The organism is Metaclostridioides mangenotii (genome assembly GCF_018917235.1).
In the GTDB taxonomy this organism is placed as follows: domain Bacteria; phylum Bacillota; class Clostridia; order Peptostreptococcales; family Peptostreptococcaceae; genus Metaclostridioides.
Map to the genome: position 1 here is coordinate 33,653 of NZ_JAHLOF010000004.1, position 25,722 is coordinate 59,374.

The window sequence follows — 25,722 nt, forward strand, 5'->3', positions numbered from 1 at the left end:
ATATTATTTATTAGGCTTAAAAAAGCCAAGTCACTTTTTAGAATTCACTTAAGGAGGCACAACAAATGCAAGATACAAAAAAAAATAGAAGAAGGATGGGTAATAATAGTCAAGTAGTTAATGATACAAATATAGAAGAAACTTTTGAAGATTCATTATTTGAAGATGATAATATGGAAAGAGGATTTAAAAATAAGAAACATGACAAATGTGAGCCATGCCATGATCACCACGATAATTGCGACTGTGATAAATGCCATGATCGCGATGATAAATGCCATGATCGCGATGATAAATGCCGTGATCACTGCCACTGCGATTGCCATGATCACTGCCACTGTGATTGCGAGCCATGTGAATTGAAGTCTGATGAATGTTTTAAAAATAATTGTGGGCCAGAGTGCTGTCGTCCAATAAGACCAAAAAACCTTTCACCTCAAAATAGTGTTCCTATAGCTATTGAGACTAATAGAGTTTTTGATACTATGCGCTTTCAAGTTTTTACAGACGCTACAGGACCAAACGGAGAACCTTTAGTTTTTAAAACAGAAGTAGTTGAAGTAAATGGGCGTATACCTCACGGCGGACCAGTTAGTGTAACTATAGAAAAAATATGTGTAAACTTTGATGAAATAATTATAAATCCAGGTATGACGACACTAGAAGATTTTGAGTTAACACCGCTTGACCCAGAACCTGGAAGAAATTGTGAGACTATATTTGAATCTGCTGTTTGTTCAGATCATATCAATCGTGAGTGCTGTGACAGAGGTTTAGGAACTACAGTTGCATTTAAAGAAAGAGGATTAAATGTAGAAGTTCATGATTTGGTATTAGAATTAAGAGGAAAATGTGGATGCACTACATTTACAGCTCTTGCTTTCCCAGCAGTTTGTGAATCTAGATGCTTGAGAAAAGTACCATTTGTTCAGTTTAATTTTAATACATTATCTGCACCAATTTGTTTACCATCAGATGGCACACCTACTCTTTTAAGACAACAATTTAATACTCATTTAACAGTTGATTGTATAGGAAAATCTATATTAAAATTCGAAGAGAAAGACGATTGTGATTGCTTCTTCGATTTAATTATTCCAAATGATATAGATTTAATACTTTGTTTAGAAGAAACTGTAAGCACACTTATTAGTGAACAAATAATAGTTTTAGGATCAAGAAATCCATTAGAGCCTAGACTAGTAGACACATTCGCAAAAGTATGTGACTTCGATCAATGTGGGCCTAGTAATAGATAAATTTATTTAACTTTTAGATAATCAAAGTTGTAAAAAGCCATTGAGTTTAAAGATCTCGATGGCTTTTTGTTTTTCAAATTTAGAGTTACAGAGAGCGTAGCGACTTTATCGATCTCAATAAAACTAAAGAGTGGAGAATGCAAGTCAACATTGACACTGAAGTCATAACATATATTAAAGCGTATATATTTAAACTTGGTATAGGAAGCAATGTGTACAGAGCTATAATCTGTATTACCATTCCCACAATAGTGTTTATACTAGAGGCTAGCTCTTTTCTAATAGCGTTTAAAATACCAGATAATGTTTGATTTAATGACATAAATAAAGGCACTAGAAACATGGATTTTAAATATTTACCAGCGAGTTCGTTTTTAAATACGAATACACAGACCCTCTCACCAAAAAAGTAAAAAAATATAGACGAAAGTATGCCAACTGCTAAAGTTAGAAGAATTGAGTACTTTATCTTTTTAATTACACTGTCTTTTTTATTTAGAGCCATTCCCTGAGATATGCTTGGAATTAAATTTACGATTAGAGCTGATCCTAGTGTAAAAGGTATAAATACAAATGGCATAACCATACCACTTATAACTCCGTACATGCTGAGGGATTTTGTATATGTCATTCCAGAAAGAGCCAATCTAGAAGGAACCATCATAGAACTTATAGACTGTAAAAATATACTGGACATCCTGTTGCATGTGATTGGTATAGACATCTTAATAGTTTCTAATGAAGAATTATAAAAATCTTTAGCACTAACTACATATTTCTTGAATAAAGTAGAATCTCTCCATAGATATACAGTCATAAAAATTATATTGCTTAGCTCACCAATTGAAACTCCTAAAAGAGCTATATAGCAGTTGAAGTTTTTATTACCCATGTACATCACTAGTAAAACAACAAATAAAATTTTGGTAATTTGCTCTATTATTTGCCCAACAGCAGGTATTTTCACCTTTTTTACTCCATAGTAGTATCCCCTAAGTACATTTGAAATTGTAATTGTAACTATAGCAGGTGCTATTGCAAGTATAAATAAGTTTAAGTGTGGATTGTTTAGAAATTTTGCTGAAAAGAACTTACTGTTAAAAGAAACTATAAGGGATATAATCAACGAAACAAAAAATGCTATGTATAGTGTAGATATAAAAAGTACATTTGAAGAATGTTTATCTTTTATAGCCTTTTTATTGGCAATTAAACAACTTAGTGCTGTAGGAATTCCTGTAGTAGTTACGGATAGACATATCATCAAGAAGTTAAATATCATATGGTATATGCCTAGTCCTGTTTCACCCAAAGCTCTAGATAAAAATACTTTATATATAAAGCCGAAGATTCTAACAATAAAATTGGATACAAACAAGATTGCTGTAGACATAACTAGATATGGAATTTTCAAAAAAAACACCTCCTTACGTTAAATATATTCGTAAGGAGGTCAAAAAATTTATAATTTATATCTTTATAAATTCTGGATTCATTTTATCAAATCGAGTTACATACTTAAATCCAAGATCTTTCAGTACTGAGTAAATATAGTTGAATTTATAAGCAACTTGGTCAGGATTATGTGAATCAGATCCAGTTGTTATAATTTCACCGCCTAATTCCTTGTACAACTTTAATATGTATGTAGAAGGCGTTAAATCTGGTAAATTGTATCTATAGCATGATGTATTAAGTTCGATTCCTTTTCCATCTTGAATAGCTTGTTTAAGTGTAGCTTCTATTATATCGAGGAATAATTTGTCATCTAAATATGAATTAAAGGGCGCATATCTTTTGATTAGATCTAGATGACCTAAGACAGAATAGTTTTTATAGTTTTTAACTACATTATAAAGTTCCATATAATAATTTTCATAAATTTCATTTTGTGATCTACCTTCAAAATAAGAACTTAAATATAGATCCATTCTATCTATTGCGTGGATCGAACAAATTATAAAGTCAAAATCGTGTTCGTCGAATCTTTTATTGTAGTAATCACTCAAATCTTTTTGTAAACCAAATTCGATTCCTTTTTTTATAGATATTTTATTTCTATATTTATTTTGAACATAAATTAGTTTTTCAAAATAATCGTCTAAATTAACCATAAATGAATCATCAGTAAAAATACCATAATCAACGTGGTCTGTAAAGCAGATTTCTTTTAAACCTAAGTCTATAGATCTTTCTATCATATCTTCCATACTTGTGTGGCTATCCGTAGAAAAACTCGAATGCATATGATAATCATAAAACATAAATAACTTCACCTCATTTAGCAATTGTTTTCATGTAACTTGTCAATAATATTTAAATACTAAAAATGTAAATGTAACATTTTTTAATATCCTATATGATATTATAACAATATGTAGCTCTTAATAACAGAGTAGTTTATGAGCAAATTTTATCTCGATGTAGTATCAATAATTAAAAATTAATAAAATAAATATAAAAATTAATTATATAAGAAAATCCATGAGAAATATTTATTCATTTGTGCTAGAATTATAGTAAATAAAGGTTTATTTAAGTGAAATACCAGCTTAGTATTAATAATTTATTAATCGCTGAATACATACAGTTAAGTGGTGATAGTTATGGAAAAATTTTTAATTGATATGAATATGTGTAATACAACAAAATATTTGTATGTATATAATCATATTAAAAAAATGATTATTGAAGAAAATTTAAACGTGCATGATAAGTTGCCGCCAATAAGAAAGTTTTCAAAGTTGTTGGGGGTTAACAATGCTACAATAATTAAAGCATATGAACTTTTAGAAATTGAAGGCTATATTTATAAAATTGTAGGTAATGGGACATTTGTATCGAATCTAAAAGGAGAGAATACTAAGCCTAAGGAGAAAAGAGATGGAATAATACATTTTGATAGTGGTAATCCATCTAATGACATGTTTCCAATAGATTCATTTAAATACGCTGTAAATATGGCTCTAGAGAAAGATGGAAACTCTATATTTGATTATGAAGAAGGACTTGGATCGGAGGATCTTAGAAAAAATCTTGTTGAATATCTAAATACTATAAAAATTGATACCAATGTTGATAACATACAGATAATTTCAGGTGCACAGCAAGGGATAGATATAGTTTGCAAGGGAATAATAAATCATTCCGATGTAGTATTTGTTGAAGAGCCAAGCTATGCAGGAGCAATAGATGTATTTAAAAGCAGAGGAGCTAAAATAGTATCAATACCAATGTTAGATGATGGAATAGATATAGGGATTCTAAAAATGAAACTTGAGAAATTTAAACCTAAATTTATTTATACTATGCCAAATTTCCAAAATCCAACTGGGATATCTTATTCAACTTATAAAAAGAAAAAATTAATTGAACTTGCAAAAGAGCACGATTTTACGATATTAGAAGATGATTTCATTAGTGATTTTAAATTTTATTCGGATGACAATAGGCCTCTTAGAAGTTACGACGACGCTGGTAGAGTAATATACATCAAGAGTTTTTCTAAGATACTGATGCCGGGACTAAGAATTGGTCTTGTTGAAGTTCCATCAAAACTTATAAAAAAGATACTAATAGCTAAACATTCATCTGATATCTCTACACCAGGACTTATACAGAAATCTATGTACTATTTTATGAGGAATTTTGAATGGGATGAGTACCTAAAAAATATGGAAAAGGTTTATATGGATAAATACTGCTTAGCTAAAAATCTAATAGAAGACAAATTATCAAAAAATTTTAGAGTTCGCAAATCATGTGGTGGAATAAATTTCTTCTTAGAATTACCAGTAGATTATAACTCTCAAACATTTACTCAATTTTTGGCAAAGAAAGGGGTATATATAACTTCAGGAACGTATTTCTTTGACAAGATAGTAGAAGATAGGTTTTTTAGAATAAATATTGCAAAGCCAAGTACAGTTGAAATAAAAGAAGGTATATCTATAATAAGTGATAGTATAGATGAATTTTTAAATAAATATAAATATAAATAGGTAATTTGGAGGAAAAAATGTTTGAACAAAAGAAGTTAGACAGAATAAATGAACTTGCAAAAAAGCACAAAGAAGAAGGATTGACACACGAAGAGCATCATGAAAGGGAAGGGCTAAGAAAAGAGTACCTAGAACATTTTAGGGCTCATGTAAGATCTAAATTAGATAATATTAAAGTTGTATCACCGGAAGAGTACGAAGAATATATGAAAAACAACAAAAAATAGGAAAATTATTGAAATTAATAATTTAATATATAAATCTAAGGAGAGGATACAATATGGATTTAAAATATGAATTTAAAAACGCTTGGAAAGAAGCACAGAAGGATAATACTATTGGTGAAATAATGGATTATGCCAACGGTTATATGAAGTTTTTAAGTAAGGCTAAGACAGAGAGAGTATCTGTAGAAGAAATCGTAAACTTAGCAAAATCTAATGGATTTGTATCTCTAGATGATGTTATTGCTAATGGAAAGCTTAATGCAGGAGATAAAGTTTATTCAGTAAACAGGGCTAAAGCAATAGCTTTATTCGTAATAGGTGAAAACCCTATAGAACAAGGTATGAGAGTGGTAGGTGGCCATATAGATTCTCCTAGAATGGATCTAAAACCAAATCCACTTTACGAAAGTTCTAACTTAGGATTTTTAAAAACTCATTATTACGGAGGAATAAAAAAATATCAATGGACAACAATTCCTCTTGCAATACATGGTGTAGTTATATTAAATGATGGAAGCAAAGTAACAGTTTGTGTAGGTGAAGATGATAGCGATCCAGTATTTTGTGTAACTGATTTATTAGTACACTTAGCAGGAGACCAGATGGAGAAGAAACTTAAAGATGGAGTAGCTGGAGAAGCTTTAAATGTACTCGTAGGAAACGTTCCATTAGATGGCGAAGAGAAAGATCCCGTAAAAGCAAACATATTAAAATTACTTAATGAAAAGTACAACATTGTTGAGGGGGATTTCTTAACTGCTGAGATCGAAATAGTTCCAGCGGGGAAAGCTCGAGACATGGGATTTGATAGATCTATGATACTAGGATATGGACATGACGATAGGGTTTGTTCTTACGCAGCAGTTAGGGCCATTTTAGACATAGAAAAACCAGATTATACAGCAGTTGCATTATGTGTAGACAAAGAGGAAGTAGGATCTCAAGGAAATACAGGAATGCAATCAAGATTCTTTGAAAATGATGTGGCAGAACTTATAGCAATTCAAGGTGATTACTCAGACATCAAAATAAGAAGGGCTATGAGCAACACAAAAGTACTTTCTGCAGACGTAACAGCTGGACATGATCCTAACTATGCAGAAGCTTACGACAAGAGTAATTCAGCCATTATGGGAAATGGAATAGTTTTAAATAAATATACTGGAGCAAGAGGTAAGGGCGGATGTAATGATGCAAATGCCGAATTTATAGCAGAAATTAGAAAAATATTCAACTCAGAAAATGTTATATGGCAAACAGCAGAGCTTGGAAAAGTAGACCAAGGTGGGGGTGGAACAATCGCCTATATTCTTGCAAATGCAAATGCCGAGGTAATAGACTGTGGAGTAGCTTTACTAAACATGCATGCTCCTTATGAAGTGGCATCGAAAGCTGATATACATGAGATGTACAAAGGTTACAAAGCTTTTTATATGAGTAACTTTAGATAGAATAATAATTTTATAAAGTATATACTACTAAAAAAGAGGAGCATATTCACCAATATGCTCCTCCTTTTATAATTTAAATCTTTCTATTTACTTATTAACATAATCAAATTTTATAATATATAATTATTTCTCTACATTAAAGTTTTCACAAAGTTTATCTAAAAACTTATCTTCTAAAGGTGTAAAGGTTTTCTTTTTAGAATAAATAAAATAGAATTGTCTTGCAAAATCGACACCTTTAATTCTGTAAAGTTTAAGTTTGCTAGAATTAACGTAGCCAATTGCAGACATTTTAGAAATAAATGAAACTCCTAGCCCTATTCTAACCATCTCTTTTATTGCTTCATTAGATTCTACATGAGCTATTATATTTAACTTATCAGCGGCAAAATTATTTTTACTTAAAGTCCTCATAGTAAGCATTCGAGTCCCAGAACCATCTTTTCTCATTATAAAATTTAAATTTTTTAGTTCATCTAATTCAATATATCCGTTATCATTTTTTATATTTAGATTTGCAGGTGCTATTAATACAAGTTCATCATTTATAAGATCAATGTACTTGATTTGAGGATTGTTTATCTTTGTACCGACCAAACCGAAACTTACCCTCTCGTTTAATATCTCTGATATAGCGTACTGGGAATCATAATGGCTTATTGAAAACTTGACATCTGGATAACTCGCGGAAAAATCTTTTATAAATTCAGGTAATATGTAGGTCTCTGGTATAGAGCTACATGCAATATCAATAATTCCTTCAATTTTACCAGAGTATTCTTTTATATCGTACATTGCCCTTTTACAATTGTTTAGTATGTAAATAGCATGATTATATAAAATTTCTCCGGACTTTGTAAGTGTAATAACTTTATTGCTTCTGTTGACTAGTACTGTGTCTAGTTCTCTTTCTAGATTTTGTATATGTGCACTGACTGTTGGCTGTGTGAGAAAGAGTTCTCTAGCAGCTTTAGAAAAGCTCTGATGCTTTACAACGGCGACAAAAACTTCTAGTTGTTTGAAATCCATTACTAAATCCTCCTTAAATCTTCTAGACTTATTATAACATAGTTGCTAAAAACATTGATTAATCAATTTATTATGAAATTAATAAAAAAATATTTTTTATAACATTTGATATGTTTCAGTGAATCTGATATACTACTATAGTATTTTTTTTATATAAAAAAATCATTTTGCAATAAAAACTCTTTTTGTTCGTTTTTTTATTACAATAATATTACAGAGTTTGATAATTTCTTATAATAAGTATAAAAATATTATATAATTAATTTACTTATTATTTAACCTGTATATGTAAAAACGATTATTAGATTTTATTTAATAGATACAATCAATGAGAGGGGGTAGACGATGAATCTAAAAACTTCATTTATATGTTTAGCTATTGTGGGAGTTGCAGTCAGTGGTTGTCAAAAAGAAACAGATAGCTACAATAACTCTGTTGCTGATAGGGTGACACAACAAAAAACAATGACTAAAGTTCAAAATGATGTAAACGAAATTATGAACAAAGACTATAAATATGTTATAAAAAATATGGGAGTCCCTTATATAACTAATTTTTATATAGACAATTCACAGTTACAAAATATTGATAATGCATTAGATTTACCTTATAATGTTGATGCAAAATTGGTATATCCAAAATCAGTTGAAAATGATGATGTTGAAGGTAGTGCAATATATATCAATATAAAATCAAACAAGGTAAGTGAGGTTAAGACGGGAATATTTTCAAAGTATGACAGCAGTTTTATGGACAGAAAGTCTGACATAAGAATTGAACAGACTGACAGAGGTATAGTTGAAAAGAAATTGAGAGAAGTGGAATCAATTGACTTTAAAAGATATATCGGAAGTGATATAAGTAGATTTGATAGTGTAATCAGTAATAACAGTACAAATTTTAGAGTTTACGATAAAGAGGAGAATCTTCAGGCAATTTGTTACCTAATTAAGAAAGACAATAAAAATATTAGCAACAAGATCTTAGTCATATTAGTTTCAGATAATAATATGAAATCAATACAGTTATTAAATCAGAATAAAGTTATGAAAGAAATAGATAGACATATGAATCAATATTAATAGATACTTTAGACAATACCTATATAAGGAAGTCGTTAGTTAAGAAATTACAAAACTAACGACTATTTTATTTAAAATTAATAGCTTAAAACACAATATGTAGTATAATTCATATTAGGTATACTAAAATATAACAATATAGGGGTATGTATATGTATGGATTAGAAAATCCAATAAAATCTACGATAAATGTTGACACATTGATATGCAAAATTTTTGTAGTATGAGTATTGTCAAAGGATAGGTTCGTATTTATTGAAGATACTGAACAACAAAAGTCATTATATGATATTATTAGTTTATATAATAATACTTATTTAATTATTATTGAAGGATTTATGGGTATAGATTTAAGACGATAGAAATTACTAAAAGTACTTTGTATACAAATTTAATATCTGAAATATCGGGTTTAATTGGTATAGTGAGTATGTTAATTATGATATTGATATCGAACAGTTTAAGCTATACTATTATGTTTTAATTGCAAATATGTATATACTGTTTGATACTAAAAACTAGAGTTAATGTGAGAAATTGAAAAAAATAATTTATCAATAAAACTTAATATGTATCATAATTATTCTTATTTCACAAATACCGATTATTATTGTGAGATTTTTTACTGAAATCTTATAAAGATTATACATTACTTGGGAGAATTTATATAAAATTTAAGACAGGAGGAAATAAGAGTTATGATAAAAGATTTTATAAAGTACTATAAACCGTATAAAAAACTTTTTATACTAGATTTAATAGCAGCTTTTCTTTTTTCACTTTGTGATTTAGTTTATCCTATGATAACTAGAAATATTATGGATGATATTGTACCTGATAAAAACTTCAGAATGCTTATTGTCTTCGCAGTAGTTCTTATAGTAATATTTGCACTAAAAGCTGGGCTTAATTATTTTATGCAATATTGGGGACATGTTGTAGGGGTTGAAATGCAAGCGGATATGAGAAATGAAGTATTCACACATTTACAAAGGCTTCCTAATACATTTTTTGACAACAATAAATCTGGCGTTACAATGTCTAGGATAGTGAATGACCTGATGGATGTTACAGAGTTAGCACATCACGGCCCTGAAGATTTATTTATTTCAATAGTTATGTTAATAGGTTCGTTCTTTATACTTATAGATATAAATGTACCGCTTACCTTATTGATTTTCGCAATACTTCCACTAATAGTTTGGTTCGCAGTAATGAAAAAAGATAAAATGAATGATGCCTTTATGGAGAGTAGAGTTACAATTGGTGATGTCAATGCAACTTTAGAAAATAGTATAGCAGGTATGACTGTAACCAAATCATTCTCTAATGAGAAACAAGAATTAAAGAAATTCAACAATAGCAATAATAAATTTAGAAGAGCTAGAGCGAAGTCTTATAAAGCAATGGCAGAATACTATTCAGGTATGAACTTTTATATGGATTTGCTTGAGTGGATTGCCGTTATTGCTGGTGGATATTTCACTTATAGTGGAAAGATTACCCTAGGTGATTTTGCGGCTTATATCCTCTATGTAAAAATGTTTACACAACCTATGAAGAAACTAATAAACTTTACTGAGCAGTATCAAAATGGTATGACAGGGTTTAAGAGATTTAAAGAGATATTAGATGAAGATCAACAAAAAGAAAAGGAAAACCCAATAGAACTAAAAGATGTTGTCGGAAAGATAGAATTTAAGGATATATCTTTTACTTATGATGATAATACTGAAGTTCTAAAAGGGCTAAATCTTACAATAGATGCTGGTAGAACTGTTGCTTTAGTTGGACCATCTGGAGGTGGTAAGACAACAATATGTAATTTATTGCCTCGTTTTTATGAATACGACAGTGGGGAAATAGCTATAGATGGTACAAGTATAAGAGATGTTAGTTTAAAATCTCTAAGAAAAAATGTGGGCGTTGTTCAGCAAGATGTTTTCCTATTTACAGGTACAATAAGGGAGAATATTATGTGCGGTAATCCAAATGCTACAGATGAAGAAATGATAGAAGCAGCTAAAAAAGCAAAAATTCATGACTTTATTTGTAGTCAACCTCAAGACTATGAGACTTATATTGGAGAAAGAGGAGTTAAATTATCTGGAGGTCAAAAACAGAGAATTTCAATCGCAAGGATATTTCTAAAAAATCCACCTATTATAATTCTGGATGAAGCAACTTCAGCGTTAGACAATGTTACTGAAAGAGAGATACAAGAGTCATTGGAGGATTTAAGCAAAGACAGAACAAGTTTAATTGTAGCACATAGACTATCTACAATTAAAAATGCAGACGAGATAATAGTTTTAACTGATAAAGGTATTGAAGAAAGAGGTACACACGAAGAACTGATATCTAAAAAAGGTATTTATTGTAATTTACACAGCAAATAAGTATAAAGATCTCCAAATAATTCGATTTACATTAAAATATTATAGTGGTTCTTGTCCAGTTTTGTAGATATAAGAGCCACTTATGAAAATATGTTGATATAAAATGATCATAGTGATATTTTTAAGATGTGATATTCAAAATGTAAGGAGTGTAAACAATATATGAAAAATACTGATGATAATGAACTATTTTACGAGTCTATTAAATACAAATATCCAAGGTTGTTGGAAGAAACAAGGGTACATATATGTCCTGATGAGAATATAATTATAAATTCAATTGAAACTGAGAAAAAAATGTTAAAAACGATGTATATTGACACCTTAGGTTCTGAATCATTACTTATACTTGCTGAGTGTGATGGAAGCAAAAGTACTTTTGAAATTAAAAAAATCGCTAACGAAAGATATGGCATAAGCGATCAAGAATTTGAAAATAACATAACTTTATTTAATATTTATCAAAATATATTTTTAGAATTTAATGATGAACCAGTTAGTTTTCCGAATGTAGTTGAAATAACTGGAACTACTGAATACTTTATTCCTATATACACAGTACTAGAATTTGATTCGGAAAAAATTGGAAGGATGAATATAACAAGAATAATCGATTCATTAGAAATAATATACGATAAAGGGTGTAGAATTATAGAGATTTTAGGTGAAAATGTACTAACTAATAAAAACTCTAATGAAATATTTAAGTACATACTTTATAATTTTGATCTTGTTATAATAAGAATCGATAATTTTAAACCAGACAGAATTCTTGTAAAAGACTTGGAAAAGTGTAAAGATAAGGTAATTTGTGTTGTAGATAAAGAAAAAGGCAGCGATAATTTGGGATTAAAAAATCAAATTATATGTACAAATCTTTCTAAAAGAGGCAATAGTGTTAGAATATCGAGAAAAGGTACACCGCTTGAACTTGAAGATATGAATATAAAATATGTAAAAGATGAATTTAAAGATAATAGATATAACTATGATAAAATATATATTTTTTCAGATGAAAGAGTAGAAATAAAAAAAATAAACGAAAATGGCTTTGAAATCGGAAATTTAAATGATTTTACTATAGAAGATATACTTTTGAATAGATACATAAAGTCAAATAAAAGCTCACAAATAGTAAAAAATTTTTAATTTTTAAATTATATAATTAGATTTCTTATAAAAACTAATTAAATTTATAACCATATATGTTTGCAAGTTAATAAAATTTGGTTAACTTGTCAATAATGGCAGTTAAGATAAAAAATAATTTCTTAGCTGCCATTTTTATCAGCTGGGAGTTCAGGAGTTGATAAATATTAATAGTGTAAAAAGATCTTATTTTGATTTTATTATACATCCTATACTATATATATCTTTATGGACGGTAAAAAGATTAGTTGAAAAAAGCAACCCAAAATCAGTTTAATAGTATAAATTCATATTTTTTTTATACAAAACTCACACAAAATTCATATAGTGGCAGTATTATGTATATAGAAAGAATAGTTTAAAAACCATAATATAATACCCTATTTTAATGATGACTTTCCCTAACATCCTCAATATAGTCATCATTAAAGCAAGAAACTCCATGGATTTAATTCATGGAGTTTTTGCTATTATTTTTTAAAAATAGGTAAAAAAAGAAGAAGGCGATTAAACCTTCTTTGTGTAAAAAGTTTGAATATGTATCATTTGTATATTCTGATTATATAATATATTTTTTTACAAAATTTGGCAATGTTATTTACAAAACTGGTCGTCTAAAGTGCGAAACTGGGAAAATAGGCAGCAAATTACGAGTTTATTAGTTAAAATATGTATATATAATACAGATATACATAAATTCACTATACTATTGTCCATATCATAATATGAATAATAAGGATGGTGATGTATATGTTTATGAACGAAGAGATAAAGAAAAAGAATAGAAGTTCTTTTAATAACTCATGTTTTTTTAATATGCCAGCTAAACAGTTTTCTCTTCTTTCTTCAATTTTAGGTATTTTGTTGATTGATGATTTAAGTGTAGATCAACAGAATGCTCTTGGAAATTTTCTTGTTAATATGGGTCAGAATATACTTACTGCTGCAGCACAAGGACAAGGTAATAGTAACATTAACAATAAAAATGATGACTTATCGAATCAGATTGATTTACTTAAAAATCATATTTGTATTCTTGAGAATCGGATTAAAAATAGATAATAATAAAATGATTATATAACGATATAATATTTATACGGATGAAATATAGAGTCTTTGTTATGATATAGTCTTTTTAATTAAACAAATACATAATATCGAAGATTATTACAATGTTAGAGGATTTATATTAGTAAATAAAAAAGAGTTATCTAAAAAGATAACTCTTTTTTTACTGGTGCCGCTGGCCGGACTCGAACCGGCACGGTATTGCTACCGGTGGATTTTGAGTCCACTATGTCTGCCAATTCCATCACAGCGGCTCGCTACCTTTAATATTATAACAAAAATAAAATTCGAATGCAATATAATAAAATTAATAAAAAAACTGAAGGTTTTATTTTATAAAATTTATATCTAATTTTCATTAAAAAAATTACTATTAGATTGTAAGCTTTATCTGATTTTATTTCCATTTTATGATATGATTTATATTATGTAAAATAAAATCTCAAGTATTGGATTTAATACAGAAATAATGGAAATATTATATATTAAGTATAAAATATATTTCGTTATCAAAATTTATGAATTTGTACTTAATAGTAGAATTAGACTAAACTAGGAGTGATTTAATTGGATAAAACGTTAGTTATTATAGATGGAAACTCAATAATAAATAGAGCTTTTTATGCTCTACCAGAAATGAACAATAAAGAAGGGCAAAAGACTAATGCAATTTATGGTTTTACAACGATGCTGCTGAAGATTATAGACACGTATAAGCCTACACATATTAGTGTAGCATTTGATAGGAAAGCACCTACATTTAGGCACCTAGAGTTCGATGACTATAAAGCAGGCAGAAAGAAAATGCCTGATGATTTAGGAGAACAGTTTGAACCTTTAAAAGACTTACTTGATAAATTTAATATAAATAGGTTAGAGATAGATGGTTATGAGGCTGATGATATAATAGGTACTGTCTCTAAAAAAGCCGAAGAAGAAGGTTTTAAAGTATACATAGTTACTGGAGATAAAGACGCTATTCAATTAGCTTCAAATAAAACTACTACTTTAATTACAAAAAAAGGAATTGGTGAGGTTGAGGAGTATAACTACGATTCAGTTATTGACAGATATGAGATGACACCAGATCAGTTTATAGATTTAAAAGGACTAATGGGCGATAAATCTGATAACATCCCAGGTGTTCCAGGTATTGGTGAAAAAACAGGAATAAAGCTAATTAAAGAATTTTCTAATATTGAAAATATTATAGAAAATGTTGATAAGTTGAAGGGGAATGTAAAGAAAAAAATTGAAGAAAACAAAGAAACAGCTATTATGAGTAAGAGGCTTGCTACTATTATTAGAGATGTACCAATTGAATTCGATATGGAAAGTATGATATTTGGAGATTACATTCAAGATGAATTAATAGAAAAAATAAGATATTTTGGATTCAATAGTTTGTTAACTAGGATATCTTCACTAAATAGAGAAGAAGCAGAAGAAGAAAATCTTGAAATAAAGAAGCTTGACGATATTACGAGTTTTGTAGAAAAAGCTAAAAATGAGAAAAAGATGATCTTAAAGGCTGTAACCAGGGAAGGGAATATACTAGAGAAAAATATAATATACATGTTTATAAGCATAGATGGAGAAGAGATATATTATGTAGATGAGGCTGATATTGTAAATTTAACAGAGATTTTATCAGATTATGAAATTAAAAAATTTGGATACAATTTAAAAGAAGATTATACAGCTTTAAAGCCGTATGAAATTGAATTAAATAACATTGATTTTGATATATCTATAGCAGAGTACTTGATAGACTCTACATCATCTACATCTTACGATTGTTCAGCTATAGCAATGAAATACCTTACAAAAAATGTAAAATCAAAGGAAGATTTACTTGGAAAAGGAGTTAAAGCTAAGAAATTCCAAGATCTTGACTTTAATGATTTATCAAATTACATCGGTAGTGTTATCAAAACTGTTTTAGAAGTAATTCCTCAAATGGAGAAGACCTTAATAGAAATGGAGATGGACGGACTATTTTATCATGTCGAGATGCCTCTTGTTGAGGTTTTAGGTCATATGGAGTTTGTTGGGATCGAGGTAGATAAAGACAAGCTAAAAGAGCTAGGTATAAAGTTTAAAGAAATAATTGATACTTTGGAAAAAGAGATATACGAGTTAGCAGGAGATAAATTTAATATTAACTCACCAAAACAACTAGGTGTTATTCTTTTTGAAAAGTTGGAGCTTCCAGTTATTAAGAAGACAAAAACAGGCTACTCAACAAATGCAGACGTTCTAGAAAAGCTAAAAGATAAACACCCAATAATAGAAAAAATAACAGAATACAGACAGATAACTAAACTAAACTCTACTTATGTAGAAGGTTTACTTGGAATTATTAATCCGATTAGTCATAGAATACATTCAACATTCAATCAAACGATAACTACTACTGGTAGGATTTCTTCCACTGAACCAAATCTTCAAAATATACCTGTAAGAATGGAGATTGGTAGGGAAATACGTAAAGTATTTATTTCTGCTAGTGGATGTCAACTTGTGGATGCAGACTACTCTCAAGTAGAGCTTAGAGTATTAGCACATATGAGCCAAGATGAAAATATGATAGAAGCGTTTAAGGAACATGAAGATATCCATACAAAGACTGCATCGCAAGTTTTTGGGGTTGATACAAAAGATGTGAATATTGAGCTTAGAAGTGCAGCAAAAGCAGTAAATTTCGGTATTATATACGGAAAAACAGACTTTGGTTTAGCAGATGACTTAAATATACCAGTACCAAAGGCAAGAGAGTATATAGAGAGCTATTTTGCAAAATATAGCAAAATAAAGGAATTCATGGACAATACAATAGAAAAAGCATCTGAAACTGGGTATGCAACAACAATCTTAAATAGAAGAAGGTATATACCTGAAATAAAATCTTCTAATTTCGTAGAAAGAAATAGGGGAAAGAGATTTGCTATGAATGCACCAATACAAGGAAGTGCTGCAGATATAATTAAAATAGCAATGGTGAATGTGCACAAAAAACTTGAAGAAAATTCTCTAAAATCGAAACTTATACTACAAGTTCACGATGAACTTATAGTCGAAACCTATGATGATGAAATAGAAAAAGTTACAAAGATAGTAAAAGAAGAGATGGAAAATGCGGTTCAAATGGATGTACATTTAGATGTAGATTTAAATGTTGGAAATTCTTGGTATGACGTTAAGTAGGTGATATAAATGTTAATACTAGGACTTACTGGAAATATAGGCTGCGGAAAAAGTAGCCTATCAAAAATATTTATTAAAAATGGTATAGATGTAATAGATGCAGATAAAGTTTCAAGGGAAATTATGAATGATCTAGATTTTTTAGAAAGGATCTTTACTGAGTTTGGCTACGGTATAAAAAATGAAGATGGTACCTTAAATAGAAAAAAACTTGGTAAAATAGTATTTAAAGATGATAAGAGATTAGAAAAATTAAACTCTTTAACGCATCCAAAGATACAAGAAGCTATACTTTCTAGATTAGAAGATTTAAGAAAACATGGTAAATCAATAGTTGTAATTGATGCAGCTATATTAATTGAACATGGCTATACTAAAATAGTAGATAAATTATTGTTAATTACGTGCAATAGTGATGAACAGATAAGAAGAGTTCAAAAAAGGGATAATTGCACAAAAGAGGAAGCTTTAAATAGAATTAACTCTCAAATGAGTCAGGATAAAAAAGCAAATTTTGCAGACTATATAATAGATAATTCTGGTAGTTTTAATGAGTTAAATGATAAAGCGTATAAATTTATGAAGTATATGAAGGAGAATTGGTGTGAATAAGAAAAAAATATTAGTTTTGTTTATTTTTATTATCTTATTTGGCTCATTTTTATATGAAAAGAAGGTTGTACATAAATTTATATATCCTCAGAAATATTCTGAATATGTGGAGAAATATTCTAAAGAATTTAATTTGGATAAAAATATAGTATATAGTGTCATAAAGGTCGAGAGCAAATTCGACTGCAATGCTGTATCCAAAAAAGATGCTAAAGGTTTAATGCAAATACGCGATATTACTCGTGATTGGGCAGCTGAAGAATTAGATCTTAAAAATGTGGATATATTTGATCCTGAGACAAATATTAGAATTGGTTGCTGGTATCTAAGTAAACTTTATAAGGAATTTGGACGACTGGATCTTGTGATAGCTGCGTACAACGGTGGTTCTGGAAATGTAAGAAAATGGCTAAATGATGATAAGTACAGTAAAGACGGAGAAAATTTACATTCTATACCTTTTGATCAAACCTCAAATTATGTTAAAAAGGTCAAAAAGAATTATAGAGAATATAAAAATATATACGAGAAAGATGAATCTAAGTAGGAAGGAAATATAAGAATGAAAAAACTAAAGATGATAATTGCAACCCTTGTTACAGTAGTTTTAGTAAGTGGATGTAGTTCAAATAAACTTACAGGAAAAAATAATGAAGAGAACAAGGTCTATAATGATTCGAAGTATATAAATTTAACTATGGTAAAACCAAAGACTATAAATCCTATAATAAATAATGAGGAGTCAGTATCTCATATTATGAATTTAGTTTACGACGGTCTATTTGAGATAGATAAAAACTATAATGTAGAGACTCGTCTGGTAAAAGAGTATACGACATCGTCAGATGGTATGAGTATAGATATTGAGCTTACGGACGCAAAATGGCACGATGGAAAAGAGGTAACGGCTACAGATGTAAGCTATACTATAGATCTTATAAATAAAACTCCTGAGAGTATTTATAAGAGTTTAACAGAAAATATTGCATCAACAACTGTAACTAGTAGCAAAAATTTAACAATAAAATTTAAGACTAGTGAAGCTTTTCCTACCAACAAGTTAGTATTTCCTATAGTGTCTAGCGATTTAGGAACTAAAGGTATAGATGCAAATAAAAAAAATCTTATAGGCAATGGGCAATATAAAGTAGAGAGTTACTCAGAACGTGAAGATATGGTATTAACGGCTAATGATAATTATTACATCGATCAACCTAAAAACATAAAACAGATAAAAGTAAAGATAGTTCCAGATGAAGAAGCAAGAGTATCTATGGTTATGTCGTTAGACAGTGATATAACTGACGTGACTATTAACGATTTGAGTAAATTTCAAGAAGATAAGTTTAATATCACTAAATATCAAGGAAGAGAATTTGAATTTGTATCGTTTAACTACAACAAAAGTTACTTACAAAATAAAGATTTCAGGAAGGCAATAGCACATTCAGTAAATAGAAAAAATTTACTTGAAGAGGGTTATATGGGAGATGCACAAATGGTTAACTTTCCTTTAAATACAAAATCAGAATACTACAACGATAAAATAGGCCAACTTGAGTTTAGCAAGGATAAGGCTCAGAGTTACTTAGACAAAGTAAAGTTTACTGGAGAGGACGATAAAGATTCAAATAAAAAAGTTGATGACAATCAAGTAAATACGCATAAAAATAATGATGAAAAAGAAGTAGCAAATTCAAATAATAAAAGCGGAATACAAAACAGTAAAGCTGATAAGAATCTAGAAGCGGAAGATCAAAATGATAAAGACGCTAAAAATGATTCTAAGAAAGCTAGTGATGGTGAAGTTGACAAAAATATAGTTGATAATAAAAACTCTAAAAAAAGTAATAATCAAAAAATTAAGAGTCTAGATGATATAAATTTAAAGATTGTAGTAAATAAGGATAATATAGAAAGAGTGAAAACTGCTAACCTTATAAGTGCAAATTTAAAAACAGTTGGAATAAATTCGACTGTTGAGCAACTCTCTGCTGAAGATCTTGAAAAAGCTATGAATACAAATAATTATGATTTAGCTGTTACAGGTTGGGTATTATCTAATGTACCGAATGTTAAAGAGATAATTGCCTATAGTGGATACTCAGATGAAAAGTTAACTGAGTATATGAATCAAATAGAGAAAGAAACTTCAAAAGATAAAATAAGAGATCTTTATGGAAAAATGCAAAAAAATATAAATGATAATGTTGGATTTATTAGTTTGGTAGTGAGAAATAACCACATAGTTACTAATAATAGACTTGATGGTAAAATAGAGCCAAATGATTTTGATGTATATGAAGGTATAGCAAACCTTAATATAAAAACTAACAAATAACAAATACGGAGGTTACTTATGAAAAAGAAACTACTTATAGAAGGTATGAGCTGTGGGCACTGTGTAAATCATGTTACAACTGCCCTTACTGAAGATATAGAAGGTGTAAAGGTTTTAGAAGTAAGCTTAGAAGATAAATGTGCTTTCGTTGATATGGATGAAAGTGTTACAGAAGATAAATTAAAAGAAATAATAGAAGATTTAGGTTTTGAACTAAAAGGTATAAAATAGGCTAAAAGTTAATGTAGAGCCCTGGTTTTTTAATCGTTATAATGGCATAGACATATACTGTCTGACACTAAATGTTATAACTAGAAACCGAGGGCTTTATATTTTTTTGATTGAAAAATAATGTAAAAGAAATTATAAAGATGAAATTTTAATTTAAAACTTAATATTAAGTTATATTTTAAAAAAACAAACAGTCTAGTATTTTCTAGATATTTTTTGTTTTTTAAAAATAATTATAAAAAATCTTTTAATTTTTGTATAAATTAATTATATCCGGACATAATAATTAATGTAAAATCAAACATACTCAATCTCCCCCCATTTTATAGACCCTTATTTCCCCCAATAAGGGTCTTTTAATATTTACAATACAATACGTTGTAAGTATATTTTTTTTAACATAACTATTTAATTTGAATATAATATAAATAGTTAGAGGAGGGGATGTCATGGAATCTACAATAAACAAAGATGAACTAAAAAAAATGATACTTGATATGGCCCATAAAGAACTTAAAGGATATACATCACAAAAGGGTTCAGGTAAATACTTTGAAGGAAATCTTGAAAAAATAATAGATAAAAATATATCTAAATTTAAGTCGTTAGAGAATAAAAAGAAGATATATTCAAGAATTTTAAATGAATGCTCAAATCAGAAAAACTCTACTGCTATAATAAAAACTTTGAAAAGGGAAAATCTTTTTAGAACCAAAAAAGAGCTTTTTGAATTCTCAAAGTCAATTGGAGTAGAAGTTCATGGAAAACTATCATATAGTAATTTAATGAGAAGAGTTTCAAATCATATTTTTTCAAACAAAAATTTTTATTCTGATAAGTATATTCTATTAAAACGTGGTGAAGATGAGTACCTATTAGAGCCTAAATTAATAAAAGAAGAATTAATAGAAAGCTACAAGTCAAAAACAAGAGGCGATATGAAGAATATAGCAAAAATGCTAAATATAGATACTGATGAAGAAAGCAGTGCTGAAGACATAAGAAGAAAAATAATAAATAGTATTGTAAGAGATAAAATGTCAAATTGGTAATATAATAGGGCACGGAGAAATTAACAGTTAGATTATAGTGTTTGTAAATAAGGCTGTAAACGTCATCTACATTGTTAATTTTTAACGTGCCCTATTTCTTATACAATAAACTAACTATACTTATTATTCCCTATTATTTTACGGCAAATTAAAATAATATAGATGAATTTAATGTATATATTTGGTATAATGTTACTATTAGGGATTTACTAAAGTTTAGGAGGGGATAGGCATGAATTTTAAATTTAATCATAATAATTACAATGTAACTAATCTAGATAAAAGTTTAGAATTTTATAATAAGGCGTTAAACCTAAAGGAAGTAAGACGAAAAGAGGCACAAGATGGCAGCTTTGTGCTTGTTTATCTTGGAGATGGGGAAACAGGACACAACTTAGAGTTAACTTGGTTGAGAGACTGGGATAGAGAGTATAATCTAGGGGATAATGAATTTCATTTAGCTCTTGAAGTTGATGACTTTGAAGGAGCTAAAAAGTTACATAAAGAAATGAATTGCATATGCTTTGAAAACAAGGCCATGGGTATATACTTTATCGCTGATCCAGATAACTACTGGATAGAGATAGTTCCACAAAAATAAAAAAATAATACTATCTAAACGGGTTTAGAAAATTTAATTAGTTATTTAATTAGAATATGAATATACATAATATTTTAAAAGAACAGAATATATTGCATTTAGATGTGATTAAAGGAGTTGATAAGGTTGAAAAAGGCATTAACCGCATTAGGAATAGGTGCTGTTGCTATAGCAGTAAATACTGTAGATGCTAGTGCACTTCAAAAGGGAGTAGTTACTGCTAGTGCTTTAAACATTAGAAGTAATCCAAGTACTAATTCTAAAAAAATTGGACTAGCATATAAAGGCTCTAGTGTAGAGATAATTGAAAAATCTAATGGATGGTTTAAAGTTAAAGTTTCAAGTACTGTAGGTTGGGCAAGTGCTCAGTATATATCTCTAAATTCAACAGGAGGTTCTAATACAGGTTCAGGATCTTCTAATAATGGAGGATCGTCTACACAGAGTGGAAATGGTAAAGTATCAGTAGGAACTAGACTTAACGTTAGAAGTGGCCCCGGTACAAACTATGGAATTGTAGGAAAAGCAAATAATGGTGAAGTTTTTCAACTTTTAGAATTATCAAATGGTTGGTATAAAGTAAAATTAAGTAATGGTGCAGTAGGATGGGTTACAAGTCAGTACATAGTGAAGACTTCAGAAAATGTTGGATCAGGTTCAAACTCTGGTTCTAATTCTGGAGATAAAGGGAATTCAGGAAGTACAAATGTTGAAGGGACAAAAGGAAAGATAAGATCTGGCATAAGATTAAATGTTAGAAGTGGAGCAGGGACTAGTTATTCAGTCGTTGGAAAGTTAAACGGCGGAGATGTAGTTAAATTGTTAGAACTCAAAAATGGCTGGTATAAAGTTCAAATGTTAAGCGGATCTACAGGATGGGTTAGTGGAGATTATGTTTCTAATACAAATGATGCCTTGTATGAAAGTGGCTCTTCAGGATCTGGAAGTAATAACAATAATGGTAGTAGTAATAATGGTGGATCATCTGGTGGACAAACACCATCATATGGAAATGGAGCTAAAGTAGTAGATTTTGCATATACATTGATAGGTATACCTTATCAATGGGGGGCAAATGGCCCAAATTCATTCGATTGTTCTGGATTTACTAAGTATGTGTATGAAAAATCAGCTGGTATAAGTATTCCGAGAGTATCAAAGTCGCAAGCAGCATATGGCAGTCCTGTTTCGATGGGCAACTATGCTCAGGGTGATTTAGTGTACTTTGATACAGATGGAGATGGAATTACAAATCACGTCGGTATTTACGTTGGAAATAGTAAATTTATACACTGTAGTGGAACACAAACAAATCCAAACAAAGTTAAAGTTGATAGTTTAACTGGATCTTATTGGTCAAAAGCATTGCTTGGAGCAAGAAGAATCATATAAATGGAATTTTAAACTTTATTAATTTACATATAAAATATTTTTAATTAAAAGTTGTGGGTAGAAAAAAATTTTCCCCACAACTTTTTTAGCATAAAGTACAACCTCCTCGAATATTATAAATACAAAGAATATATTATTGGAGGGATTAACTAATGAATAGAAGGAAGATGATGTACAATCGCTATTACAATAGAAGAAGAACCAATATAAGAAAGGTAATAGTAACCTTTTGTTGTCTAGCTATAATATGTTTTTACTCTTATACAAAGTTAAGGGAATCTAGTTTGGTAGACTATATAGCTGATAAAGTTGAGTATTGGAATAAGTCGATAGATACTATATCAAATAAAGATATAACATCTGAAGATATTTCAAAAGAATTGGACGAGTTAAACAAGGGAAAAGATATAGCTAAAGATAATAATAAACAAAATAATGAAAAGAGCGAAATTAATGAAAAAGAAGTATCAAAGATTGCCACTATAGATTCTTGGAATGCTTATACTGTACAAGTTGCATCAGTTGATAATGACGAAAAATTAAAAAAGATACAAGATACACTACTTTCGAGCAAGATTCCATTTTCTGTAATGGAAAAAGATGGAGTTAAAAAAATTCAAACTTATTGCTTCTTTGATAAAGAGGCATCGAAGGAGTCAATTTCTTTAGTAAAAGGTAAATTTCCGGATGCATTTGTATCAACACTTGAGGCTCCAGTAGTATCTCTAAAATATACTAGTAAATACGGAGCAGCAGATGATATATCAAAAGATATAAATACACTCGTTAAGAATTTTGAAGAAGAGTCGAAATATTGGAAAAATAGTGATGATTTAAAAAATGTAAATGTTGACACATATAAGAATATAATTTCAAATAGAAAGACAATTATAGAAAGTATTGAAACTAGTGCAAAACAGCTTAATTACAATGAAATGAAAAAATTTAAAGAAGGGTTGTTAAAATATACACAAAGTATTTCGGATAAAACAGAAATTTCTACTAAAGCTGTAGAGGAGTCGAAATATGACATAAGTATGGGGCTGATGTTATCATCTATTCAGGAATATTGTCAATTTATAACTTCTATAGAATAATAATAAAAAAAAGCTGTTATAAAAACAGCTTTTTTTAGTTAACGATAATTTAATTATATTTTACGTTATTTTAAAATAGTTTGTCTCTTTTTTAACAATTGTTAAGATTTTTATATTTATATAGTATACTATAAACGTACAGAAAAAATATGTTTATTCAATTGATAAGGGGGTAAACCAATGAAACTCTTAACTTTTAAAGGAGGAATACATCCTCAGTATAGAAAAGAGTACTCTAACAGCAAAGCGCTTGAAAAAGCTTTAGACCCAAAGATTGTTTACATTCCTCTACAACAGCATATAGGAGCGCCTGCTAAACCTATAGTTGAAGTTGGAGATGAAGTTAAATTTGGTCAAAAAATAGGCGAGTTACAAGGTTTTGTGTCAGCAAATGTTCATTCATCAGTTTCGGGAAAAGTAATTGCTATTGAACCGCATGAAATTCCAGGCGGCACTGGTCTATGTATCGTAATTGAAAATGATTTCAAAGAAGAAGTACATGAAAGTGTCAAATCAAAGGGTGATCTTGAAAATCTAACAAAAGAAGAAATAATTGAGATCATTAAGGAAGCTGGTATTGTTGGTATGGGTGGTGCAACATTCCCAACACATGTCAAAGTATCTCCTCCACCAGACAGCAAGGCAGAAGTTGTTATATTGAACGGAGCCGAATGTGAGCCATATCTTACAGCAGATCATAGGTTAATGGTTGAAAAACCAGAAGACGTCGTTTACGGTTTAAGAGTTTTAATGAAAGCTCTAAACGTAAGTAAAGGTTTCATAGGAATTGAAGCAAATAAACCAGATGCAATCGAAGCGATTTCAAAGGTTGCAAAAGGCTATAGTAACATTGAAGTTGTCAGTTTAGAAGTTAAATATCCACAAGGTGCTGAGAAGCAGCTTATATTTGCGTGTACAGGAAAAGAAGTTCCGTCAGGAGGCCTTCCGATAGCAGTTGGTGCTGTCGTTGACAACGTTGGAACAGCTGCACAAATAGCAAAGTCAGTTAAGACAGGAATGCCATTAGTTGAAAGAATTACAACAGTTACAGGTAGCGGTATAAATGAACCTAAAAACTTAATAACTAAAGTCGGTACTTTGGTATCTGAAATCATCGAACAGTGTGGTGGTCTAAAAGATAACAAAATAGGTAAATTTATAATGGGTGGCCCGATGATGGGTATAGCTCAATATACAACTGATATAGTAACAAACAAAGGGTCTTCAGGGATTTTATTGTTAAACGAAAAAGAAGCACATATTCCAGAGTCTAAAAATTGCATAAGATGTGGTAGATGTGCAGAGGTATGTCCTGCGTTTTTACAACCTTTATATATTAGTGCATATGCTCTTAAAAATGACTTTGAAAGTGCAGAGAAATTTAGAGCTATGGACTGTATAGAATGTGGATCTTGTTCATTCATATGTCCAGCAACGAGACCATTACTTCAATCTATCAGATTGGCGAAAAACGAGATTGGCGCTAAAAGAAGAAAACAATCAGCTAAGAAATAGAGAAAGTT

The 25,722-nt window shown here is 29.4% G+C and carries 21 protein-coding genes and 1 tRNA gene; 18 read left to right on the forward strand and 4 right to left on the reverse strand.

The features are described from left to right. Window positions 1-65 precede the first annotated feature (65 nt). The gene (locus tag KQI18_RS07320; protein WP_216467137.1) at window positions 66-1,259 is read left to right on the forward strand and encodes a hypothetical protein; all 1,194 of its coding nucleotides are present in this window, start codon (window positions 66-68) and stop codon (window positions 1,257-1,259) included. 85 nt (window positions 1,260-1,344) lie between these two features. Here KQI18_RS07320 and KQI18_RS07325 read toward each other — a convergent pair whose 3' ends face one another. Beyond that, window positions 1,345-2,673, reverse strand: coding sequence for a polysaccharide biosynthesis protein (locus tag KQI18_RS07325; RefSeq protein ID WP_216467138.1), 1,329 nt, complete (start codon window positions 2,671-2,673; stop codon window positions 1,345-1,347). A gap of 55 nt (window positions 2,674-2,728) precedes the next feature. Beyond that, the gene (locus KQI18_RS07330; RefSeq protein WP_216467139.1) at window positions 2,729-3,523 is read right to left on the reverse strand and encodes a histidinol-phosphatase HisJ family protein; all 795 of its coding nucleotides are present in this window, start codon (window positions 3,521-3,523) and stop codon (window positions 2,729-2,731) included. 342 nt (window positions 3,524-3,865) lie between these two features. Between KQI18_RS07330 and KQI18_RS07335 the strand changes: the two genes are divergently transcribed. The 3 genes from KQI18_RS07335 to KQI18_RS07345 are packed head-to-tail and all read left to right on the forward strand — an operon-like array spanning window position 3,866 to window position 6,938. Beyond that, window positions 3,866-5,260: a PLP-dependent aminotransferase family protein gene (locus KQI18_RS07335; RefSeq protein WP_216467140.1), complete on the forward strand. Its 1,395-nt coding sequence runs from the start codon at window positions 3,866-3,868 to the stop codon at window positions 5,258-5,260. A 17-nt stretch (window positions 5,261-5,277) separates the two neighbouring features. Further along, window positions 5,278-5,487 (forward strand): DUF896 domain-containing protein, encoded by a 210-nt coding sequence (locus KQI18_RS07340; RefSeq protein ID WP_216467141.1) that lies wholly within the window; start codon window positions 5,278-5,280, stop codon window positions 5,485-5,487. Between the two features lie 53 nt (window positions 5,488-5,540). Next, a complete protein-coding gene (locus KQI18_RS07345) occupies window positions 5,541-6,938 on the forward strand; it encodes an aminopeptidase (protein ID WP_216467142.1) in 1,398 nt (465 codons plus the stop codon). Between the two features lie 123 nt (window positions 6,939-7,061). Here KQI18_RS07345 and KQI18_RS07350 read toward each other — a convergent pair whose 3' ends face one another. Further along, window positions 7,062-7,967 (reverse strand): selenium metabolism-associated LysR family transcriptional regulator, encoded by a 906-nt coding sequence (locus tag KQI18_RS07350; RefSeq protein WP_216467143.1) that lies wholly within the window; start codon window positions 7,965-7,967, stop codon window positions 7,062-7,064. Between the two features lie 345 nt (window positions 7,968-8,312). Between KQI18_RS07350 and KQI18_RS07355 the strand changes: the two genes are divergently transcribed. From KQI18_RS07355 to KQI18_RS07370, 4 genes are all read left to right on the forward strand, one after another. Next, a complete protein-coding gene (locus tag KQI18_RS07355; protein WP_216467144.1) occupies window positions 8,313-9,050 on the forward strand; it encodes a hypothetical protein in 738 nt (245 codons plus the stop codon). A 698-nt stretch (window positions 9,051-9,748) separates the two neighbouring features. Next, window positions 9,749-11,449, forward strand: coding sequence for an ABC transporter ATP-binding protein (locus KQI18_RS07360; RefSeq protein ID WP_216467145.1), 1,701 nt, complete (start codon window positions 9,749-9,751; stop codon window positions 11,447-11,449). Window positions 11,450-11,611: 162 nt separating this feature from the next. Beyond that, the gene (locus KQI18_RS07365; RefSeq protein ID WP_216467146.1) at window positions 11,612-12,598 is read left to right on the forward strand and encodes a hypothetical protein; all 987 of its coding nucleotides are present in this window, start codon (window positions 11,612-11,614) and stop codon (window positions 12,596-12,598) included. 750 nt (window positions 12,599-13,348) lie between these two features. Beyond that, on the forward strand, window positions 13,349-13,660 hold the full coding sequence (locus KQI18_RS07370; RefSeq protein ID WP_216467147.1) for a hypothetical protein: 312 nt from the start codon (window positions 13,349-13,351) through the stop codon (window positions 13,658-13,660). Between the two features lie 173 nt (window positions 13,661-13,833). Here KQI18_RS07370 and KQI18_RS07375 read toward each other — a convergent pair. Further along, window positions 13,834-13,920: transfer RNA gene (locus KQI18_RS07375), tRNA-Leu, on the reverse strand. A gap of 313 nt (window positions 13,921-14,233) precedes the next feature. Here KQI18_RS07375 and polA point away from each other — a divergent pair. From polA to rsxC, 10 genes are all read left to right on the forward strand, one after another. After that, window positions 14,234-16,873: a DNA polymerase I gene (gene polA / locus KQI18_RS07380; RefSeq protein WP_216467148.1), complete on the forward strand. Its 2,640-nt coding sequence runs from the start codon at window positions 14,234-14,236 to the stop codon at window positions 16,871-16,873. Window positions 16,874-16,882: 9 nt separating this feature from the next. Beyond that, window positions 16,883-17,485, forward strand: coding sequence for a dephospho-CoA kinase (gene coaE, locus KQI18_RS07385; protein WP_216467149.1), 603 nt, complete (start codon window positions 16,883-16,885; stop codon window positions 17,483-17,485). Continuing rightward, entirely contained in the window at window positions 17,478-18,032 is a 555-nt protein-coding gene (locus KQI18_RS07390) for a lytic transglycosylase domain-containing protein (RefSeq protein ID WP_216467150.1), read from the forward strand. Before coaE ends, KQI18_RS07390 begins: the two co-directional genes overlap by 8 nt. Window positions 18,033-18,047: 15 nt before the next feature. Then, the gene (locus tag KQI18_RS07395) at window positions 18,048-19,826 is read left to right on the forward strand and encodes an ABC transporter substrate-binding protein (RefSeq protein WP_216467151.1); all 1,779 of its coding nucleotides are present in this window, start codon (window positions 18,048-18,050) and stop codon (window positions 19,824-19,826) included. Between the two features lie 18 nt (window positions 19,827-19,844). After that, the gene (locus KQI18_RS07400) at window positions 19,845-20,057 is read left to right on the forward strand and encodes a heavy-metal-associated domain-containing protein (RefSeq protein ID WP_216467152.1); all 213 of its coding nucleotides are present in this window, start codon (window positions 19,845-19,847) and stop codon (window positions 20,055-20,057) included. Window positions 20,058-20,506: 449 nt separating this feature from the next. Then, the gene (locus tag KQI18_RS07405; protein ID WP_216467153.1) at window positions 20,507-21,109 is read left to right on the forward strand and encodes a hypothetical protein; all 603 of its coding nucleotides are present in this window, start codon (window positions 20,507-20,509) and stop codon (window positions 21,107-21,109) included. A 232-nt stretch (window positions 21,110-21,341) separates the two neighbouring features. Further along, window positions 21,342-21,710: a VOC family protein gene (locus KQI18_RS07410; RefSeq protein ID WP_216467154.1), complete on the forward strand. Its 369-nt coding sequence runs from the start codon at window positions 21,342-21,344 to the stop codon at window positions 21,708-21,710. A gap of 126 nt (window positions 21,711-21,836) precedes the next feature. Further along, the gene (locus tag KQI18_RS07415; protein WP_216467155.1) at window positions 21,837-23,102 is read left to right on the forward strand and encodes an SH3 domain-containing protein; all 1,266 of its coding nucleotides are present in this window, start codon (window positions 21,837-21,839) and stop codon (window positions 23,100-23,102) included. A 152-nt stretch (window positions 23,103-23,254) separates the two neighbouring features. Further along, window positions 23,255-24,199, forward strand: a complete 945-nt coding sequence (locus tag KQI18_RS07420) for a hypothetical protein (protein ID WP_216467156.1) — start codon at window positions 23,255-23,257, stop codon at window positions 24,197-24,199. A gap of 180 nt (window positions 24,200-24,379) precedes the next feature. Continuing rightward, window positions 24,380-25,714, forward strand: coding sequence for an electron transport complex subunit RsxC (gene rsxC / locus KQI18_RS07425; protein ID WP_216467157.1), 1,335 nt, complete (start codon window positions 24,380-24,382; stop codon window positions 25,712-25,714). The last annotated feature ends 8 nt before the right edge of the window (window positions 25,715-25,722 follow it).

Excerpts from the sequence above, each read along its gene's own strand:
- rsxC (WP_216467157.1), top strand. The coding sequence starts at position 24,380 with ATGAAACTCTTAACTTTTAAAGGAGGAATACATCCTCAGTATAGAAAA.
- KQI18_RS07420 (WP_216467156.1), top strand. The coding sequence starts at position 23,255 with ATGAATAGAAGGAAGATGATGTACAATCGCTATTACAATAGAAGAAGA.
- KQI18_RS07345 (WP_216467142.1), top strand. The coding sequence starts at position 5,541 with ATGGATTTAAAATATGAATTTAAAAACGCTTGGAAAGAAGCACAGAAG.
- KQI18_RS07405 (WP_216467153.1), top strand. The coding sequence starts at position 20,507 with ATGGAATCTACAATAAACAAAGATGAACTAAAAAAAATGATACTTGAT.
- KQI18_RS07340 (WP_216467141.1), top strand. The coding sequence starts at position 5,278 with ATGTTTGAACAAAAGAAGTTAGACAGAATAAATGAACTTGCAAAAAAG.
- KQI18_RS07365 (WP_216467146.1), top strand. The coding sequence starts at position 11,612 with ATGAAAAATACTGATGATAATGAACTATTTTACGAGTCTATTAAATAC.
- KQI18_RS07350 (WP_216467143.1), bottom strand. The coding sequence starts at position 7,967 with ATGGATTTCAAACAACTAGAAGTTTTTGTCGCCGTTGTAAAGCATCAG.
- KQI18_RS07355 (WP_216467144.1), top strand. The coding sequence starts at position 8,313 with ATGAATCTAAAAACTTCATTTATATGTTTAGCTATTGTGGGAGTTGCA.
- coaE (WP_216467149.1), top strand. The coding sequence starts at position 16,883 with ATGTTAATACTAGGACTTACTGGAAATATAGGCTGCGGAAAAAGTAGC.
- KQI18_RS07335 (WP_216467140.1), top strand. The coding sequence starts at position 3,866 with ATGGAAAAATTTTTAATTGATATGAATATGTGTAATACAACAAAATAT.
- KQI18_RS07360 (WP_216467145.1), top strand. The coding sequence starts at position 9,749 with ATGATAAAAGATTTTATAAAGTACTATAAACCGTATAAAAAACTTTTT.
- KQI18_RS07400 (WP_216467152.1), top strand. The coding sequence starts at position 19,845 with ATGAAAAAGAAACTACTTATAGAAGGTATGAGCTGTGGGCACTGTGTA.
- KQI18_RS07330 (WP_216467139.1), bottom strand. The coding sequence starts at position 3,523 with ATGTTTTATGATTATCATATGCATTCGAGTTTTTCTACGGATAGCCAC.
- KQI18_RS07395 (WP_216467151.1), top strand. The coding sequence starts at position 18,048 with ATGAAAAAACTAAAGATGATAATTGCAACCCTTGTTACAGTAGTTTTA.
- KQI18_RS07320 (WP_216467137.1), top strand. The coding sequence starts at position 66 with ATGCAAGATACAAAAAAAAATAGAAGAAGGATGGGTAATAATAGTCAA.
- KQI18_RS07370 (WP_216467147.1), top strand. The coding sequence starts at position 13,349 with ATGTTTATGAACGAAGAGATAAAGAAAAAGAATAGAAGTTCTTTTAAT.
- KQI18_RS07410 (WP_216467154.1), top strand. The coding sequence starts at position 21,342 with ATGAATTTTAAATTTAATCATAATAATTACAATGTAACTAATCTAGAT.